The organism is Nocardioides sp. N13(2025), assembly GCF_051912545.1.
Lineage (GTDB): Bacteria > Actinomycetota > Actinomycetes > Propionibacteriales > Nocardioidaceae > Nocardioides.
Window position 1 is genome coordinate 328,540 of sequence record NZ_CP196809.1, and the last position, 18,286, is coordinate 346,825.

Annotated in this window: 17 protein-coding genes; 12 read left to right on the top strand and 5 right to left on the bottom strand. The window is 71.5% G+C overall.

Features of this window, described 5'->3' with window-relative positions:
• Window positions 1-41: 41 nt before the first annotated feature.
• Entirely contained in the window at window positions 42-1,490 is a 1,449-nt protein-coding gene (locus ACS3YM_RS01645; protein WP_439938306.1) for a lamin tail domain-containing protein, read from the bottom strand.
• 285 nt (window positions 1,491-1,775) lie between these two features.
• On the opposite strand from ACS3YM_RS01645, the gene ACS3YM_RS01650 reads away from it, so the two are divergent.
• The 9 genes from ACS3YM_RS01650 to ACS3YM_RS01690 all read left to right on the top strand — a co-directional run bounded on the left by ACS3YM_RS01650 (window position 1,776) and on the right by ACS3YM_RS01690 (window position 12,018).
• Window positions 1,776-3,437, top strand: coding sequence for an alkaline phosphatase D family protein (locus ACS3YM_RS01650; protein WP_439938307.1), 1,662 nt, complete (start codon window positions 1,776-1,778; stop codon window positions 3,435-3,437).
• Window positions 3,438-3,449: 12 nt separating this feature from the next.
• Window positions 3,450-4,775 carry an alkaline phosphatase family protein gene (locus ACS3YM_RS01655; protein ID WP_439938308.1) on the top strand — a complete coding sequence of 442 codons (1,326 nt, stop codon included), beginning with the start codon at window positions 3,450-3,452 and terminating at the stop codon, window positions 4,773-4,775.
• Between the two features lie 73 nt (window positions 4,776-4,848).
• Entirely contained in the window at window positions 4,849-5,751 is a 903-nt protein-coding gene (locus ACS3YM_RS01660; RefSeq protein WP_439938309.1) for a hypothetical protein, read from the top strand.
• Window positions 5,752-5,764: 13 nt separating this feature from the next.
• Window positions 5,765-6,169 (top strand): NUDIX domain-containing protein, encoded by a 405-nt coding sequence (locus ACS3YM_RS01665; RefSeq protein ID WP_439938310.1) that lies wholly within the window; start codon window positions 5,765-5,767, stop codon window positions 6,167-6,169.
• 63 nt (window positions 6,170-6,232) lie between these two features.
• Window positions 6,233-7,456, top strand: coding sequence for a transcriptional regulator (locus ACS3YM_RS01670; protein WP_439938311.1), 1,224 nt, complete (start codon window positions 6,233-6,235; stop codon window positions 7,454-7,456).
• A gap of 89 nt (window positions 7,457-7,545) precedes the next feature.
• A complete protein-coding gene (locus tag ACS3YM_RS01675; RefSeq protein WP_439938312.1) occupies window positions 7,546-8,025 on the top strand; it encodes a (2Fe-2S)-binding protein in 480 nt (159 codons plus the stop codon).
• On the top strand, window positions 8,022-10,484 hold the full coding sequence (locus ACS3YM_RS01680) for a xanthine dehydrogenase family protein molybdopterin-binding subunit (protein ID WP_439938313.1): 2,463 nt from the start codon (window positions 8,022-8,024) through the stop codon (window positions 10,482-10,484). The genes ACS3YM_RS01675 and ACS3YM_RS01680 overlap by 4 nt, the downstream gene beginning before the upstream one ends.
• On the top strand, window positions 10,481-11,326 hold the full coding sequence (locus ACS3YM_RS01685; RefSeq protein ID WP_439938314.1) for an FAD binding domain-containing protein: 846 nt from the start codon (window positions 10,481-10,483) through the stop codon (window positions 11,324-11,326). Before ACS3YM_RS01680 ends, ACS3YM_RS01685 begins: the two co-directional genes overlap by 4 nt.
• Window positions 11,326-12,018 carry an SRPBCC family protein gene (locus tag ACS3YM_RS01690; RefSeq protein WP_439938315.1) on the top strand — a complete coding sequence of 231 codons (693 nt, stop codon included), beginning with the start codon at window positions 11,326-11,328 and terminating at the stop codon, window positions 12,016-12,018. Before ACS3YM_RS01685 ends, ACS3YM_RS01690 begins: the two co-directional genes overlap by 1 nt.
• Here ACS3YM_RS01690 and ACS3YM_RS01695 read toward each other — a convergent pair.
• Window positions 12,005-12,616: an alpha-ketoglutarate-dependent dioxygenase AlkB gene (locus ACS3YM_RS01695; protein ID WP_439938316.1), complete on the bottom strand. Its 612-nt coding sequence runs from the start codon at window positions 12,614-12,616 to the stop codon at window positions 12,005-12,007. The two genes, ACS3YM_RS01690 and ACS3YM_RS01695, sit on opposite strands and share 14 nt — an antisense overlap.
• Window positions 12,617-12,736: 120 nt before the next feature.
• Here ACS3YM_RS01695 and ACS3YM_RS01700 point away from each other — a divergent pair, with 120 nt between their 5' ends.
• Entirely contained in the window at window positions 12,737-13,459 is a 723-nt protein-coding gene (locus ACS3YM_RS01700; RefSeq protein ID WP_439938317.1) for a GntR family transcriptional regulator, read from the top strand.
• Between the two features lie 3 nt (window positions 13,460-13,462).
• On the opposite strand, the gene ACS3YM_RS01705 is transcribed toward ACS3YM_RS01700, so the two are convergent.
• On the bottom strand, window positions 13,463-14,059 hold the full coding sequence (locus tag ACS3YM_RS01705; RefSeq protein ID WP_439938318.1) for an HD domain-containing protein: 597 nt from the start codon (window positions 14,057-14,059) through the stop codon (window positions 13,463-13,465).
• Window positions 14,056-14,922 (bottom strand): oxygenase MpaB family protein, encoded by an 867-nt coding sequence (locus tag ACS3YM_RS01710; protein ID WP_439938319.1) that lies wholly within the window; start codon window positions 14,920-14,922, stop codon window positions 14,056-14,058. The genes ACS3YM_RS01705 and ACS3YM_RS01710 overlap by 4 nt, the downstream gene beginning before the upstream one ends.
• 76 nt (window positions 14,923-14,998) lie before the next feature.
• On the opposite strand from ACS3YM_RS01710, the gene ACS3YM_RS01715 reads away from it, so the two are divergent.
• The gene (locus tag ACS3YM_RS01715) at window positions 14,999-15,460 is read left to right on the top strand and encodes a MerR family transcriptional regulator (RefSeq protein ID WP_439938320.1); all 462 of its coding nucleotides are present in this window, start codon (window positions 14,999-15,001) and stop codon (window positions 15,458-15,460) included.
• A 119-nt stretch (window positions 15,461-15,579) separates the two neighbouring features.
• On the top strand, window positions 15,580-16,620 hold the full coding sequence (locus ACS3YM_RS01720; RefSeq protein WP_439938321.1) for an NAD(P)-dependent alcohol dehydrogenase: 1,041 nt from the start codon (window positions 15,580-15,582) through the stop codon (window positions 16,618-16,620).
• 12 nt (window positions 16,621-16,632) lie between these two features.
• Here ACS3YM_RS01720 and ACS3YM_RS01725 read toward each other — a convergent pair whose 3' ends face one another.
• The gene (locus ACS3YM_RS01725) at window positions 16,633-18,279 is read right to left on the bottom strand and encodes a DNA repair helicase XPB (protein WP_439938322.1); all 1,647 of its coding nucleotides are present in this window, start codon (window positions 18,277-18,279) and stop codon (window positions 16,633-16,635) included.
• Between the last annotated feature and the right edge of the window lie 7 nt (window positions 18,280-18,286).

Genomic DNA, 18,286 nt, shown 5'->3' on the forward strand with positions numbered 1-18,286 from the left:
CGGATCGTCGATCCGGGGCCTTCCTCCAGGGGTGCGTCTGCTCAGTACGTCGTCCCGTCAGCACGCTGGCCGAGGGAGCGGGCCAGGGAGCTGATGGTGTTGTGCTTGACCCAGGTCCCGGTGCCGGAGCCGTCGGGGCTGCGGTTGACGGACACGCCGTCGGAGCTGGCCAGCGCCGAGGTGTAGCTCATCGACTGCACGGTCGTGCCGGTCGTGTTCTTCACGATGACCTGGTCACCGCCGTTGGCGAGGTTGAGCCCGCCCGAGCTCGCCGGTACCGCGACGATGCCGCTGGGAACCGCGGAGGCGGCGCCCATCACGGTGATGGCCTTGCCGGGCTGCAGCGTCGTGCCGGACGCGAACGTGTGGCGTACGGCCGTGGTGTCGCTGAGCGTCCAGCCGCTGATGTCGATGGCCGTGCCGCCGGTGTTGACGATCTCGACACCCTCTCCAGCGGTGTTGCTGCCGGGCTCGTTGGCCAGCACCTCGTTGATGATGACGTTGGCCGGGGTGCCGCCGCTGCCGCCGCTCCCGCCACCGAGGGTGAAACTGTAGCGAGCGAGCACCGGGTAGTGGTCGGTGGTGGTCGTGCTGTAGCTGGCGACGTAGGACTCGGGGTGGAACGCCTGCGCGGAGCCGGCGACGTACTTCGCCTGGACCTCGTTGGTGTTGAGCTGGTGGTCGATGAAGTCCGGGTAGCCGGTCGTCGACGCCACACCGGACAGCGACAGCGCCCGCGTGGGGAAGGTGTAGCGCGCCGAGTCGTTCACGAAGTTCGCGTACGGCGACGCCTTGCCGGTCGTGATGGAGGTGTCGACATCGTCGTTCCAGTCGCCGATGACGAACACGTCCTGCGTCGGGTAGGTCGTGTCCAGGTATGACTTGAGCGCCTGCGACGCGGGGTTCCGCAGGTTCCAGGCGTCCGTGGTGGAGCCGGCCTTCGCGTGCATCACGATGAACACGAGGTCCTTCGTCACGCCGTCGAAGGTGCCGCGCAGCGTGAACTCCACCGGAGGCCGGCCGGCGAAGTTGGTGTTCTGGTCGGTGAGGATGACCTTCGCGCCGACCAGGGTGGCCATGCTGCTGCGCCACACGAGCGCGACCTTCTGCTCGGTGTTGCTGAAGTCGGAGTAGTACTGCGCGCCGTTGGTGACGATCGGGTCGTTCGCGACCACGCCGGTGTAGCCCGGCATGCCGGAGACGAGGTTGTCGAACGCCGTGGTGCTGACGACCTCCGACAGCCCCCACACGTCCATGTCGGCACCCGCCATGACGTCGTGGACGTTCTCCTGCTGGAGCGCCTCGTTGGTGGGGCCGAAGTCCGGGGAGCCTAACCACTCGACGTTCCAGTTGCCGACGTCGAGCTGTGTCGCAGAGCCCTGCGACGGGACCGGAGCCGTGGCTGCCGCCAGGACGGGATCTGCTCCGAGGGGGGTCAACGCGACGGCGGCCACGAGGGCCCCCATCAGCGCACCGAGACTGCGCTTCATCTACATGCCTTCCGGAAGTGGTGTTCTCTGGATCGCCCGCTCCGAGCTGCGGACCATGGTGTGGCGGGCTGACCGAAGCGTTCCGCGCAGTCAGCCCACGGCGCCAGCGAGACATCCGGAACTCGAAGCCATGTTCGGGTGAACAACTGGCGTGCGCCGTGTGCGGGTGGCACCTGTCGCCCGGCCGAGGGGGCTGGCAAACCATGCTCCAACGGCGGGTGAACGGACGGTTCTCACACCCGGCCGGGCTGGGATGTTCGCCCCGGGGTGTCCTTCACTGGACGGGTGACCACTCTGCATCGACGTACCTTCCTTGCCTCCAGCGCGGCGGCCGCCGGGCTCGCGGCCACCGTGAGCGGGAACCTCGACCGGGCCGCCGCTGCCGGCTCAGGCGTGTTCCAGCACGGCGTCGCCTCGGGCGACCCGCTGCCCAGCGCGGTCGTGCTGTGGACCCGGGTGACGCCCACTGCGGAGTCCACGCCCGGGTCCGGGCTCGGTCCGGACACCAAGGTCCGCTGGGAGGTGGCCTCGGACGCGGGCTTCCGCAAGGTCGTCCGCACGGGCACCGTCACCACCAGCGCCGCGCGCGACCACACGGTCAAGGTCGACGCGACCGGACTGGCCCCGGAGACCTGGTACTACTACCGCTTCCTGAGCGGCGGCGTCCCCAGTCCGGTGGGCCGCACCCGCACCGCTCCCCACGCGACCGCGACCCCCGACCACCTCCGCTTCGGCGTGGTGAGCTGCGCGAACCTCCAGGCCGGGTGGTTCAGCGCCTATCGCCACCTCGCCGCCCGCGACGACCTGCACGCCATCCTCCACCTCGGCGACTACGTCTACGAGTACGCCCCCGGCGAGTACGGCTACGGCCAGGGCAACGTCGACGTCCGCCGCCACGACCCGGCCACCGAGATGGTGCAGCTCGCCGACTACCGCCGCCGCCACGCGCAGTACAAGCAGGACCCCGACCTGCAGGCGCTGCACGCCCGCTACCCCTTCATCGTCACCTGGGACGACCACGAGGTCGCCAACGACGCCTGGCGTGAGGGTGCGGAGAACCACCAGCCGGCGGAGGGCGACTACCTCGCGCGTCGGGCGCGGTCGCACCGCGCGTACGACGAGTGGATGCCGGTGCGCATGGACGGCACCGCGGCCCTCGACGACGGCACGCGTCTGTTCCGCAGGCTGACCTTCGGCCGGCTGGCGGAGATCAGCATGCTGGACCTGCGCACCTACCGCGACCAGCAGGCCACCACGCCGCTGGTCGACCCCGCGATCGACGACCCGCAGCGCACGATCACCGGACGCGAGCAGCTCGACTGGCTCAAGACCTCCCTGACCGCGCCCGCGCAGTGGAAGCTCGTCGGCAACCCGGTGATGATCGCGCCGGTCACGTTCGCCCAGGTGCCGAAGGACCTCATCGGGCCCGTCGACGACGTGACCGGGATCCTGCCGCGCGACGGGGCGCCCTACAACGTCGACCAGTGGGACGGCTACACCGACGACCGCCGCGAGGTCCTCGCGCACATCCGCGACCGCGGCCTGCGCGACGTCGTCTTCCTGACCGGCGACATCCACTCGGCGTGGGCGTGCGACCTGCCCTACGACGCCGCGACGTACCCGGTCGGCGACTCCGCAGGCGTGGAGTTCGTGTGCACCTCGGTGACCTCCAACAACCTCGACGACATCACCGGCACGCCGCCGCGCACCTCGAGCCTGACGGTCGAGGCGGCGCTCCAGACGAGCAACCGCCACGTGCGCTACCTCAACTTCGACGACCACGGCTACTCGGTCTTCGACGTCACGCCCGCCCGCGCGCAGATGGACTACTACGTCATCGGTGACCGCGCCGACCGCAACGCGGCATCGCGGTGGACCGCCTCGTGGGCCACCCGGTCCGGCACCAGCAAGGTCACGCCCGTCGCCCAGCCCGTCACCGGCGCCTGAGAAGGAGCAACCATGTGCACACCCGACGACCACTCCCGCAACGACGCGTTCGCCCGCGGCCTCGACGACATCCGCACGGGTCGACGCTCGCTGCTGAAGGTCATGGGCGCCGGCGGTGCGGCCGTCGCCCTCTCGACGGCAGCGGGCACGACGTCCGCCGCGGCCGCAGCGCAGCAACCTCGCCGCGCCTACGTGCTCGTCCTCGACGGGTGCCGCCCCGACGAGGTCACGGCGCCCCTGATGCCTCGCGCGGCGGCCCTGCGTGACGGCGGCCTCAACCACCCGTACGCCTCCTCGATGCCGATCATGGAGACCATCCCCAACCACGTGATGATGATGACCGGCGTCCGTCCCGACCGCAGCGGCGTCCCGGCCAACTCCGTCTACGACCGCGCCGAGGGCGTGGTCCGCAACCTGGACCGGCCCACCGACATCAAGGTCGGCACCGTCATCGAGCGGCTCAACGCCGCCGGCCTCACCACCGGCACCGTGCTCAGCAAGCAGTACCTGTACGGCGTCTTCGGCGACCGCGCCACCCACCGGTGGGAACCCAGCCCGGTGCTGCCCGTCACCGGCCACTCCCCGGACCTGGCGACGATGGACGCCGCGCTGGCGATGCTCGAGCAGCACGACCCCCACCTGATGTTCGTCAACCTCGGCGACATCGACCGCGTCGGCCACTCCGACGTCACCGGCCCGCTGTCGCTGCGGGCCGCGCGCGAGGCCGCGCTCGCGGCCACCGACGTCCAGGTCGGCCGTTTCGTCGACGCGCTGAGGAGCTCGGGGCGGTGGCAGGACTCCATCGTCATCGTGCTGGCCGACCACTCGATGGACTGGTCACGCCCGGACTCGGTCGTGCACCTGCAGCCGGTCCTCGACGCGGACCCGCTGCTGGCCGGCCACGTCGTCATCGCGGACAACGGAGGCGCCGACCTCCTCTACTGGACTGGTGACCCTGCCGCGCGGGACGCCGCGGTCGCGCGCATGATCTCCCTCGCCTCTGCGACGCCCGGCGTGCTCGAGGCGCTCGACCCCAGCACCGACCTGACGCTGCGCACCGGCCCGCTCGCCGGGGACGTGGTCGTCCACTGCCGCGCCGGGTGGCGCTTCACCGACCCCGCCGTCTGGTCCAACCCCATCCCCGGCAACCACGGCCACCCCGCCACCCGGCCGATCCCGTGGTTCCTCGCCGGCGGCCACCCGGTCGTCCCGCGCGGCGCAACGGCCTCGGAGCAGGCGCGCACGGTCGACGTGGCCCCCACGGTCGCCGACTTCTTCGGCGTCGGGTCGCCCAAGGGCGGGTACGACGGAAGCTCCCGGCTGCCGCGCGTGCGGTGACATCGGCCCGACGGCGCCGACCTATCACACCGCGAATTGGCCCGGCACGGCGCCCTCGCCTATGGTCGTCCGGATGTTTTTTCTCCCCGCGCTGCCCCGTGACCGTGTCCGACTGACCGCTCTCCTCGCTGGACTGGTCCTCCTGGTCACCGCCGTGACGATGGGTGGCTCGCCGGCGCAGGCGCGTGAAGAGGCGCGAGCGCGGGCCACCTCGTCCGACTCCCGTGGTCACTTCAGCGTGGCGACGCTCAACCTGCGCAAGGGCATGCGGGTCGCGGGGATGCGTCACGACATCGGGCAGGTCATCGACGGCCACGCCTCGCTCATCGGGTTCCAGGAGCGGCTCTTCAGCCGGCCGGCGCTGCGCGCGTCCCTGCCGAAGTCGTGGACCCTGCTGATGCCGAAGGGGCCGACGGGCACCGACGACAACCCGATCGCCTTCGACAAGCGGGTCTGGGACCTCGAGAAGACCTGGCCCGTCCTCCTGACCGGCAAGACGTGGCGGCGCTACTCCGGTCAGACCGCCCACGACCAGTACGGCGTGGTGGCGGTGCTGCGGCACCGGAGGACCGGCCACACCGTCCGGGCCCTGAGCTTCCACCTGCCCAACCACCTCCACAACCGCCGCACGGGCGGGCCGAACTACGCCAACCGCGGCGGGGTCGAGGCGATGTGGCGGATGGCCAGCCGGATCCGCTCGCTCGAGGAGGACACTCCCGACGCGCACCAGTTCGTCGCGATGTGCGACTGCAACGTCACCGAGAACCGGGACACGGGAGACGCCCTCGTGAAGGGACGGATCACCCGGCCGCTCCGCCTGGAGACCAACTACTCCGCCGATGATCACGGGGGTTCGGGCATCGACTACGTGATGGGCGAGCGCGACTCGGACTTCCGGATCCGCTCCTTCCACTCCTACCGGCACCTGGTCACCGACCACCCGGGCATCGTCGCCACGTTCGAGCGCGTGCGCTGATCCGGGCCGGCACGTGCACGAGGTCGTCGTCGGCGCGCTCGTCCGCGAGGACCGCGTCCTGCTGGTCCATCGCAGGCGGACCAAGCTGGTGAACCCGGACGCCTGGGACCTGCCCGGTGGCGTCATGGAGGCAGGCGAGTCCGAGCCGGCGGCACTGGAGCGCGAGCTGCGCGAAGAGCTCGGCGTGGAGATCGTCACGGAGTCGGCGTCGCACCTGTGCCGCGTGACCGCGGGATCCACCGGGGTGGCCGTGCGGCTGAGCGCCTGGCTGGTGGGCGACTGGCGTGGCACGCCGACCAACGCCGCTCCCGACGAGCACGACGACATCGCCTGGTTCGACCTGGAGGACCTGCCTCCGCTCGCCCACCCCGACGTGCGAGCGGCTGTCATGGACGCGGGTGGCACAGGCCGCTGGTGATCTTCGGCCCTGTTGCGAGCGTCACGTCCGGGCTAGGTTGGCGGCGACCGACCGGGAGCCGCCATGACCAGCGACGATCTGCACGCGCGCCGCGTGAACGCCGTACGCGCGTGGACGCGCTTCGTCTCCGAGGGCGACCAGCCGTCCGAGGCGGTCCGCCCGGAGATCCTCAGCAGCTGGCAGCTCTCGGGTGTCGTGTCCCCGACGGTGACGCACGCCCCCCTCGCCGACGAGGGCGACACGGCCGAGTTCTGGAACGCATCGCCCCTGCAGACAGCGGTGGAGCGCGTGCAGGACGAGCTGCGCCGCACGGCCGAGGACGGCGACCTGGTCATCGCCGTCACCGACGAGCACACCCGGATCCTCTGGACCTACGGCGGTCGCGTCATGCGCCGCAAGGCCGAGACGGTCAACTTCGTGCCGGGTGGTCGCTGGGACGAGGCGAGCGTGGGCACGAACGCGCTGGCCATCGCCGGTCGCACGGGCACGCCGTCGATGGTCTTCAGCGCCGAGCACTACGCCGAGGTCGTGCACAACTGGGTCTGCTGGGCCGCCCCCGTCTTCGACCCCGTGACCGGCCGCCCGCTGGGGGTCATCGACCTGTCGACCACCTGGGACCGCACCCACCCGATCGGTCTCGCCACGGCACGGGTGATGGCCCGCCTGATCGAGGGCGCGCTCCCCGGTGACCGGCGTACGACCTCGGAGGGCCTGTCCGCGCCCGCCGCGCCCGGCCTCACGCTGACCCTGCTCGGCACCGCCGAGGTCTGGCTCGACGGCCAGCGCCTCCTGCTCAACCGCCGCCAGACCGAGATCCTGGCGTTGCTCGCCCTGCACCCCGGTGGGCTCTCGGTGGAGCACCTGCACTCCCTGCTCTACGGCGACTCGGCGGTGACCACCTCGACCCTCAAGGCGGAGGTCTCGCACCTGCGCGCCGCGCTGTCCGGCCAGCTCTCCTCGCGTCCCTACCGGCTCACCATGCCGGTCGAGACCGACGTCGAGGAGGTGCAGCGGCTGCTGCGACGAGGCGACGTGCGCGCGGCGGTCCGGGCCTACGGCGGCGACCTGCTGCCCGGCACCGACTCACCGGCGCTGGTCCAGATGGGCGACTACCTCGCCGTGAGCGTCCGCGAGGCCCTGCTGGCGCACCCGGACCCCGACGCGGTGCTGCGCTACAGCGACCTCGCGCCGTACGACACCGCCGTGGTCGAGGCCTGCCTGGCGGCGCTTCCCGTGCACCACCCGGTGGCCCCGCTGCTCAAGGGAAAGCTGGCCGCGGCACGCTGACCGGACCAGTCCACCCGCCTCCAACCATCGGCCAACCACGGAGACCTAGGTTCGGCCGTACGTGACCCACCTCACACTGGAGCGGCCTGATGACGAAGATCGAACTCACCGTCGACGGGGCTGCGGTCTCCGACGACGTCGAGCCCCGGATGCTGCTGGTGCAGTACCTGCGCGAGAAGCTCGGCAAGACCGGCACCGTCATCGGGTGCGACACCTCCAACTGCGGGGCGTGCACCGTCCACCTCGACGGCACGAGCGTGAAGTCGTGCAACGTGCTCGCCGTGCAGGCCAACGGCCGCACCGTGACCACGATCGAGGGGCTCGCCGACACCGCCGAGGGTGAGCTCCACCCCGTGCAGGAGGCCTTCCGCGAGTGCCACGGGCTCCAGTGCGGCTTCTGCACGCCCGGGATGATCATGCAGGCCGTCGACCTGCTCGGGGAGAACCCGCATCCCACCGAGGAGGAGGTCCGGCTCGGCATGGAGGGCAACCTCTGTCGCTGCACCGGCTACCACAACATCGTCAAGAGCGTCCTCCACGCAGCCGAGCAGACGGGGGTGAAGGCATGACGGCGACACAGGACCGCCCGGCAGGCGAGATCGGCAAGGACCGGCGCCGCAAGGAGGACCAGCGGCTGATCACCGGCCGCACCCGATGGACCGACAACATCACCCTGCCCGGGATGCTGCACCTGGCCATGGTGCGCAGCCCGTTCGCCCACGCCACGATCGCCTCGATCGACACCGAGGCGGCGAAGGCCGCCACCAACGTGGTCGGCGTCTTCACCGGCAAGGACTTCGGCGAGGAGCTCGGCGTGTGCATCAACGCCTGGCCGATCACGCCCGACCAGAAGACCCCGGGCCACTCGCCGATGCCGGCCGACCGGGTCGCGTTCGCCGGCGAGATCGTCGCCGTGGTGGTGGCCCGTAGTGCTGCCGAGGCCCGCGACGCCGCCGAGCTCGTCGACGTCGAGTACGACGAGCTGCCGGCCGTCGTGGGCATCAAGAAGGCGCTCGAGGACTCGGTGCTCGCGCACCCCGACCTCGGCACCAACAAGTCGGCGCTGTGGGTCTTCGACTCCAACTACGCCGGCACCGGTGGCGACGTCGAGGCCGCGATCGAGGCGGCCCGCTCCGACGGCATCCTCATCGAGCGCGAGTACCGCCAGCAACGCCTGATCCCAGCCTTCATGGAGCCCCGCAGCGTCGTGGTGGACCCCACCGGCGAGCAGATCACCATGTGGTCCGCGACCCAGATCCCGCACATCCTGAGGTTCGCCCTGGCGGCCACCACCGGCGTGCCCGAGAGCAAGATCCGGGTCATCGCGCCTGACGTCGGCGGCGGTTTCGGCGGCAAGCTCCAGACCACGCCGGAGGAGTGGATCGCCTGGGCGGTCGCGCGCCGGTTGTCCAAGCCGGTGAAGTACACCGAGACCCGCAGCGAGAGCCTGATGGCGGCCCACCACGGCCGCGACCAGGTGCAGACGCTGACCCTCGCCGCCGACAAGGACGGCAAGGTCACCGGCTTCAAGGTGCACCTCGACGCCGACCTCGGTGCCTACGTGGCCATCGTCGGTGGCGGAGTCCCGGTGCTCGGCGCCTTCATGTTCAACGCCATCTACAAGTTCCCCGCCTATCGCTTCGAGTGCCAGACGGTGCTCACCAACACCACGTTCACCGACGCCTACCGCGGCGCCGGCCGCCCGGAGGCGACGTACGCCGTCGAGCGGCTGATGGACGAGCTCGCCGCAGAGGTCGGCGTCGACCCGCTGGAGATCCGCGAACGCAACTGGATCACCCACGAGGAGTTCCCCTTCACGACCGTGGCCGGGCTGGAGTACGACTCCGGCAACTACGAGGCCGCGACCGCGAAGGCGAAGGAGTCCTTCGGCTACGACGCGTTGCGCGCGGAGCAGAAGGAGCGGCGCGAGCGTGGTGACCGGGTGCAGCTCGGCATCGGCGTCTCGACCTTCACCGAGATGTGCGGCCTCGCCCCGAGCCGGGTGCTCGGCAGCCTGGACTACGGCGCGGGAGGCTGGGAGCACGCGAGCGTCCGGATGACGCCCCTCGGCAAGGTCGAGGTGGTCACGGGTGCGAGCGCGCACGGACAGGGCCACGAGACGGCGTTCAGCCAGATCGTCGCCGACCGGCTCGGCGTCCCGTTCGAGGACGTCGAGGTGCTCCACGGCGACACCCAGGTGGCGCCGAAGGGGCTGGACACCTACGGCTCACGCTCGCTCGTCGTCGGTGGTGAGGCTCTGGTCCGGGCGGTCGACAAGGTGATCGACAAGGCCAAGGTGCTCGCCGCCCACCTGTTGGAGGCGAGCGAGGACGACCTGGACTACGCCGGCGGCAGGTTCAGCGTCCGCGGCACCGACCAGGGGACGACGATCCAGGAGCTCGCGACGGCGACCTTCGCAGGGCACAACTACCCCGACGGCATGGAGCTCAACCTCGACGCCGACGCGACCTACGACCCCGTGAACTTCAACTACCCCCACGGCACGCACCTGTGCGCGATGGAGGTCGACACCGAGACCGGTGCGGTGAAGATGCGGAAGTACACCTGCTGCGACGACATCGGCAACATCATCAACCCGCTCATCGTGGCCGGTCAGGTGCACGGCGGCCTTGTGCAGGGCATCGCGCAGGCGCTGTGGGAGGAGGCGGTGCACGACGAGTCCGGGACGCTGGTCAGCGGCTCGTTCGTCGACTACCTGCTGCCGACCTCGGCCGACACGATCTCGTTCGACGTGGTCCACGCCGACGAGCCCAGCGTCTGCACGACCAACACGCTGGGCACGAAGGGCGTCGGCGAGGCCGGCACGATCGCGTCGACGCCTGCGGTCGTCAACGCCGTCGTCGACGCCGTGCGCCACCTCGGGGTCGACGACATCCAGATGCCGTGCACCCCGGAGCGGGTGTGGCGCGCGATCCATGCCCATGACGGTGACGCCCCGACGCCGGAGTCGGCGATGCCGCACTTCCAGGAAGGCGCCCTCAACCAGGACGAAGGAGCAGGCCAGTGATCCCGGTGAAGTTCGACTACCTCGCGCCGACGTCGGTCGAGGAGGCGCTGGCCGCCCTCGGCGAGCACGGCGACGAGGCGAAGATCATGGCCGGCGGCCAGAGCCTGCTGCCGGTCCTGCGGATGCGGCTCAACGCTCCGGAGGTCGTGATCGACCTCGGTGGCATCGACTCCCTGCGGGGGATCCGCGACGACGGCGACGCCATCGTCATCGGCGCCATGACCACCCACCACGTCGTGCGCGACCACGCGCTGGTCAAGGAGCACGCGTTGCTGGTCTCGAAGGCGGCCGCCGAGGTGGCCGACTCCCAGATCCGGCACCGTGGCACCTTCGGCGGGGCGCTCGCGCACGCCGACCCGGCCGGTGACCTCGGCGCTCCGGCACTCGCGCTGGGTGCGCAGTTCGTGATCGTCGGCCCCGGCGGCAGTCGTACGGTCGAGGCGGCCGACTTCTTCGTCGACCTCTTCGAGACCGCGATCGGCGACGACGAGATCCTCACCGAGGTGCGGATCCCCAAGCACACCGGCTGGGGCGCGCACTACGAGAAGTTCGTCCGCGTCGCCCACCAGTGGCCGATCGTCGCGGTCGCCGCCACGGTGAAGGGCTCCATCGACGAGGCCCGCATCGGGCTGACCAACATGGGCTCGACCCCGTTGCGGGCCACCGCGACGGAGCAGGCCCTGGCCGGCGCGAGCGCGACCGAGGACGGCGTACGCGACGCGGCGCAGATGGCGGCCGAGGGGACCAACCCGCCCTCGGACCTCAACGGCGCCGCCGACTACCGCCAGCACCTCGCACGGGTGCTGACGGGCCGTGCGGTCCTCAAGGCGGCGGGTGTGTAGTGGAGCTGAGCCACCGGTTCACGGTCCCGATCGGCGTCGAGGAGACGTGGGCGCACTTCAACGACATCGCCTCCGTCGCCGAGTGCTTCCCCGGCGCCCAGGTCACCGAGGCCGACCACGAGTCCTTCTCCGGCTCGGTGAAGGTCAAGCTCGGCCCGATCGCGCTGCTCTACAACGGCAGCGGCACCTTCGTGGAGAAGGACGAGGCCGCGCACCGCTTCGTCGTCGACGCGAAGGGCAAGGACAAGCGCGGCAACGGCACCGCGGGCGCGAAGGTCACGGTGTCGATGACCGACGCCGGCGGCTCGACCGACGTCGCGGTGGAGACCGACCTGGCCATCACCGGCAAGCCGGCCCAGTTCGGGCGCGGGGTGATGCAGGACGTCTCCGACAAGCTGCTCGGGCAGTTCGTCACCTGCCTCGAGCAGCGCCTGGCGGGCGACGAGCCCGCCGGCGCCGCTCCTCCCAGCGGTGTGCCAGCGGCCGAGTCCCCCGTGCAGATGGCTGCTGGTGCACCGCCCACGGCTGCGACACCCGCGTCGCCGCCCCCGCCGCCACCTCCGCCTCCTCCCCAGACGGAGGCACTCGACCTGGGCAGCACGGTCCTGCCGGTGCTGCTCAGGTCCTACTGGAAGCAGGCGGTCGCGGTCCTCACCGTGCTCGTCCTGGTGCGGTGGCTCAGAAGACGTTGAGCGGACGGAACTGGACCGAGATGCGCGGACCGGAGTGAGCCACCTTGGGCACGGCGTGCTCCCAGGTGCGCTGGCACGACCCGCCCATCACGACCAGGTCACCGTGGCCCATGGTCACGGCGATCGAGCCCCCGCCGCCGCGCGGACGCAGCAGCAGGCGCCGCGGGTCGCCGACGCTGACGATCGCCACCATGGTGTCGTCGGTGCGGCCGCGCCCGATGGTGTCGCCGTGCCAGGCGACCGAGTCGCGACCGTCGCGGTAGTAGCAGCACCCGGCGGTCACGAACGGCTCGCGCAGCTCCGGCAGGTAGTGCTCGCTCAGCTCGGTGCGGGCGCGCACCAGCGCCGGGTGGGGGAGCGGGTCGTCGGCCAGGTAGGTGTGCACCAGCCGCGGGACGTCGACCACCGCGTCGTACATCTCGCGGCGCTCGGAGCGCCACGGGACCCGGTCGACGAGGGCGGCGAAGACGCCGTCGGGGTCGCCGAGCCAGTTGCGCTGGACGTCGAGCCAGGCCCCGTGCGACAGTCGGCGACGCTCGGGCGCGAGCGTCGCGGTGTCCACGGCGGAGTCGGCGAAGAGGGACGTCTGGAAGTCCACGGGGACACCCTACCCCAGACTTCGAACAGGCTTTCGAAGATCGAAGATCACCTCAAGGGTTACCTACAGGAATCGTCAATTCGGGGACCCCCGGTCCAGCCCAGTCCTATCTTGGCTGGTATGGATCACGTGGACGTCGTCGTCCCGCGTCAGCGGGCGCTGAAGCATGTCCAGGTCCGTGAGCACGTCCGCAGCCTCATCGAGGCCCAGCCGCCAGGCTCTGCGGCACCGTCCGAACGCGAGCTGGTCGCCCGCTTCGGCGTTGCCCGGATGACCGTACGACAGGCGCTCGACGCGCTGGTCGCCGAAGGTCTCCTGGAGCGCATCCCCGGACGTGGCACGTTCGTCGCGCAGCCGCCGAAGACCGCCGGTCGACTGACCTCCTTCACCGAGGAGATCCGTCGCCGCGGCATGCTGCCGGAGTCCCAGACCCTGCTGGCCCGCGTGGAGCAGGCCGGTCCGGGTGTCGCCCGCGCGCTCGACATCTCGCCGGGTGACCCGGTCCTGCACTGGCGCCGGTTGCGCCGTGCCGACCAGGCCATCGTGTGTGTCGAGGACGCCTACCTCAACGAGGTGCTGCTGCCGGGGTTCCTGCAGCACGGCACCCCCACGAGCCTCTACGAGGCGCTCGCCGCACGCGGCCTGCGCCCGACAGAGGTCGAGGACTCGATCAGCGCCGACCGCGCGAGCGCCGAGGAGGCGGCCGTCCTCGAGATCACCGAGGGTGACCCGGTCCTGCGGCACGCCCGCCGCGCGGTCTCCGACGGTCGCATCGTGGAGGTGTCGCGCACCTGCTACCGGCACGACCGCTTCACGGTCTACCTCCAGCTCGCCGACCGCTGAGCCCTACCTCGGTCCGAGCTCCTCGAGCTCGCGACCGAGGTTGGCGCGCGCCCGGGCCTCCCAGAGCGCGCGGCCCTGGGCCGTGTGGAACAGGTGCGGCTTGGACGCCAGGTCCCTGAGCACGGCCGCCCGCCCGGCCCGGAAGTCGTGCTCGGCGACGTGGGCGAAGTCGGCCCGTACGCCGGCGACGTAGGCGTCGTAGCGCTCCGGGTCCGCGGCGAGGATGCCGAGGTCGGCGTCGCTCAGGGCGCAGCCCGCCGGGTCGTCGTCGGCGGGACGGTGGCGGAGCGTCATCCGCACCAGGCGCGCCACCTCGTCGGCGTACGCCCCGGGCAGCGCGCGCTCGGCCCACTGGGCGGACAGCTCCTCGTCGTCGGGCCCGCCGTCGTAGACGGCGTCGTGGAACCAGGCGGCCAGGCGCACGGTCGTGGCGTCGAACCCGGCGCCCGCCGCGGACATCTCGTCGAGCCGGTCCAGCACCTCGGTGAGGTGGAGCAGGTCGTGGTAGCCGTCGCGGTCCCAGGCGCCGAGGAGCTCGTCGCGCAGGTCGTTGTGGTCGGGGAGGGGCCAGCGGTCGGCGAGGCTCCGGGCGGTGGTCACGCCTGCGCTGCCTGCTGCAGCACGCGGGCCTCGGCGTGCCCCGAGGCCATCGCCCAGCGGATGGTGCGCGTGGCCGCAGCCCCGAGGACCCGGTTGGTGACCGGTGGCACCGGAGGCAGCCGCAGCTCGCGGCGCGCCTCGGCCGGCAGCAGCCCGACGGCGGCGCTCGCGAGCGAGAGGTAGCCGGGCCGCGCCGGCAGGGGCAGGTCGGGGTGGAGCAGGAGGAACCGGATCGCCTCGCGCGCGGCCGGCGTGCCGCGGAGCTCGGGACCGTAGGCCGCCAGGACGTGGCGCAGCTCGTCCTCGGTCTGCGGGGCGCCGACCACGCCGAGGTGGGTGGCCGCGACCGACGCCTGGGCGACGTACTCGTCGCGCTCCGGACCGACGAGCCGGAGGTGGCCGTAGCGGTCGTGCGCGGCGAGGAAGCTGTCGATCTCGGCGGCGTGGACCCAGCCGAGCAGGTGCGGGTCGGAGGCGGCGTACGGCGTCCCGTCGGGCATCGTGCCGGTGACCGACTCGTGGGCGCGCTGCACGCCCCGGATGGCCTGGAGCGCGTGCTCCTCGGTGCCGAAGGTGGTGACCGCGATGTAGGTCGCGACCTGGGCGAGCCGTCCCCACATGTCGCCGCGGTAGCCGGAGTGGTCGGCGACTCCCTGCATCGCGGCGGGGTGCAGTGACTGCAGCATGATCGCCCGGATCCCCCCGACGAACATCGACGCGTCGCCGTGGACGCGCTGGATGGGGGACCCCGGCTCGAACCAGCGCGGGCCCGGGGTGCCGTGCACCCGCTCCCGCTGCCGCTCGCCCTGCGGCCCCGCGACCTTGCGGAACAGCTCGCTGCCGAGGCGGTCGCGGATGCTCACGCTGTCGAGAGTAGCGGCGGACCCCATGCGGTGCGGCCTTTGACTTCGAGTACTCGAAGTTCCTACCGTCGAGGACGTGACCACCCACGCCGGCACCCGCAGCTACTCCATCAAGGAGGCCGCAGCCCTCACCGGGCTGCCGGCGAGCACGCTGCGCTACTACGAGCAGATCGGGGTCATCGCCCCCATCAGCCGCGGTGCGAGCAGCAAGCACCGCGTCTACGACGAGGACGACCTGGACCAGCTCATGTGGATCGCGTGCCTCGCCGCCACGGGGATGTCGGTGCGCGACATGCGGCAGTACGTCGCCAACGGCGCGCTGGGTCCCGCGGCGGCCGCCCGACAGGTCGAGCTGCTCAGCGCGCAGGCCGAGCGCCTGGCGCGGGAGGCCGAGCAGGTGGCGCTGCGCCAGCAGTACGTCCGGATCAAGGTGGACTACTGGCACGCCGTCGAGGCGGGCGACGAGGACCGCGCGCAGCTGCTGTCTGCCGAGGCGCGCACCCTCGCCGACGCGCTCAAGGACACCAAGGGGTCCTGAGCCCCCACCTGCCCGACCTCCCTGCGGACACCGGACGTCCGCGGGTCGGACACCCCCCCTGCACCAACCCGGACCATCCACCACGTCGCGGACCGACCGCGACACCGAAGGAGACACCCATGCGCGTCAACGCGTACGCAGCACCCGCCGCCGGCGAGCCGCTGGCAGCCACCACCATCGAGCGCCGCGAGGTCGGCGCCCACGACGTCCTCATCGCCATCGAGTGGGCCGGCATCTGCCACTCCGACATCCACACCGTCAACGGTGACTGGGGCCCGCAGCCGTTCCCGGTCGTGCCGGGGCACGAGATCGTCGGCACCGTCACCGAGGTCGGCCCGGAGGTCAGCACCCACCGGGTCGGCGACCGCGTCGGCGTCGGCTGCATGGTCAACGCGTGCGGCGAGTGCGACAACTGCCGCAACGGCGACGAGCAGTACTGCCGTGAGGGCATGGTCGGGACGTACGCGGCCACCGACCGTGACGGCACCACGACCCAGGGCGGCTACTCCACGCACGTCGTGGTCGACGCCGGCTACGTCCTCTCCGTCCCCGAGGGCCTCGACCCGGCCGCCGCCACGCCGCTGCTCTGCGCCGGCATCACGACGTACTCGCCGCTCAAGCACTGGAAGGCCGGCCCTGGCACGAAGGTCGCCGTGGTCGGCCTCGGGGGGCTGGGCCACATGGCGGTCAAGATCGCGCACGCCATGGGCGCCGAGGTCACCGTGCTGTCGCAGTCGCTGAAGAAGCAGGAGGACGGCCTCCGCCTGGGCGCCGACCACTACTTCGCCACGAGCGACCCCGGCACGTTCGAGGCCCTCGCCGAGTCCTTCGACCTGGTCATCAACACGGTCAGCGCGAAGATCGACGTGAACGCCTACCTCGGCCTCCTCGCCGTCAACGGCACCCTCGTCAACGTCGGCGCCCCGCCTGAGCCGCTGCCGGTCAACGCGTTCTCCCTCATCGGCGGCCGGCGCTCCTTCGCGGGGTCGATGATCGGCGGCATCGCCGAGACCCAGGAGATGCTCGACTTCTGCGCCGAGCACGGCATCGTCTCCGACGTCGAGGTGATCCGCGCCGACCAGGTCAACGAGGCCTACGAGCGGGTGCTCGCCTCCGACGTGCGCTACCGCTTCGTGATCGACGCGAGCACGCTGGACTGAGGTCGGCGATCGTCACGCCGGGGACTGCAGGTCCCCGGCGTCGATGATCCGGTAGGCGTAGCCCTGCTCGGCGAGGAACCGCTGGCGGTTCTGGGCGAAGTCGGCGTCCACGGTGTCGCGCGAGACGATCGTGTAAAAGTGCGCGCTGCGCCCCTCGGTCTTCGGTCGCAGCAGCCGGCCGAGGCGCTGCGCCTCCTCCTGGCGGGAGCCGAACGACCCGCTCACCTGGATCGCCACCTCGGCCGAGGGCAGGTCGATGGAGAAGTTCGCGACCTTGCTGACCACCAGCAGCCCGATCTCGCCGGAGCGGAACGCGTTGAAGAGCCGCTGCCGCTCCTTGACGGTCGTCTCGCCCTTGATCACCGGGGCGTCGAGCATCTCGGCGATCTCGTCGAGCTGGTCGATGTACTGCCCGATCACCAGCGTCGGCTGGTCCGCGTGCCGCCGCACAAGATCGCGTACGACGTCGATCTTGGCGTGGGTGCACGAGGCGAGGCGGTAGCGGGTGTCGGGATCGCTGGTGGCGTAGGCCAGGCGCTCGCCGTCGGGAAGGGTGACCCGCACCTCGACGCAGTCGGCGGGCGCGATGTAGCCCTGTGCCTCGATGTCCTTCCACGGGGCGTCGTAGCGCTTGGGACCGATGAGGGAGAAGACCTCGCCCTCGCGCCCGTCCTCGCGCACCAGGGTCGCGGTCAGGCCCAACCGGCGGCGGGCCTGGAGGTCGGCGGTCATCCGGAAGATCGGCGCCGGCAGCAGGTGCACCTCGTCGTAGACGATGAGGCCCCAGTCGCGGGCGTCGAGCAGCTCGAGGTGCGGGTAGACGCCCTTCCGCTTCGTGGTCAGGACCTGGTAGGTCGCGATGGTGACGGGCCGGACCTCCTTCACCGCGCCGGAGTACTCGCCGATCTCGTCGGGGGTCAGCGACGTGCGGGCGACCAGCTCGTCCTTCCACTGACGGGCGCTGACGGTGTTGGTGACGAGGATCAGCGTGGTCGCCTGCGCGTGCGCCATCGACGCCGCCCCGACCAGGGTCTTGCCCGCGCCGCACGGCAGCACGACGACGCCGGAGCCGCCGTCCCAGAAGGACTGGGCGGCCTGGCGCTGGTAGGGCCGGAGCGTCCAGCCGTCCTCCGCGAGGTCGATCGCGTGGGCCTCGCCGTCGACGTATCCGGCGTAGTCCTCGGCCGGCCACCCCAGCTTGAGCAGCGCCTGCTTGAGGTTGCCGCGCTCGCTCGGGTGCACCGCGACGGTGTCGTCGTCGAGCCGGGCGCCCACCATGCCGGCGATCTTCTTGGCGCGCAGCACCTCCTCGAGCACCGGACGGTCGACGGACGAGAGCACCAGCCCGTGCACGGGGTGCTTCTCGAGCCGGAGGCGGCCGTAGCGCCCCATCGTCTCCGCGACGTCGACGAGCAGCGCGTGCGGGACGGCGTAGCGCGACCAGGTCAGCAGCGCGTCGACCACCTGCTCGGCGTCGTGACCGGCGGCGCGCGCGTTCCAGAGTCCCAGCGGCGTGAGGCGGTAGGTGTGGATGTGCTCGGGGGAGCGCTCGAGCTCCGCGAACGGAGCGATGGCCTTGCGGGCCTCGGCTGCGGAGGGGTGGTCGACCTCGAGCAGGAGCGTCTTGTCCGACTGGACGATGAGGGGACCGTCGTTCACCCGGCAA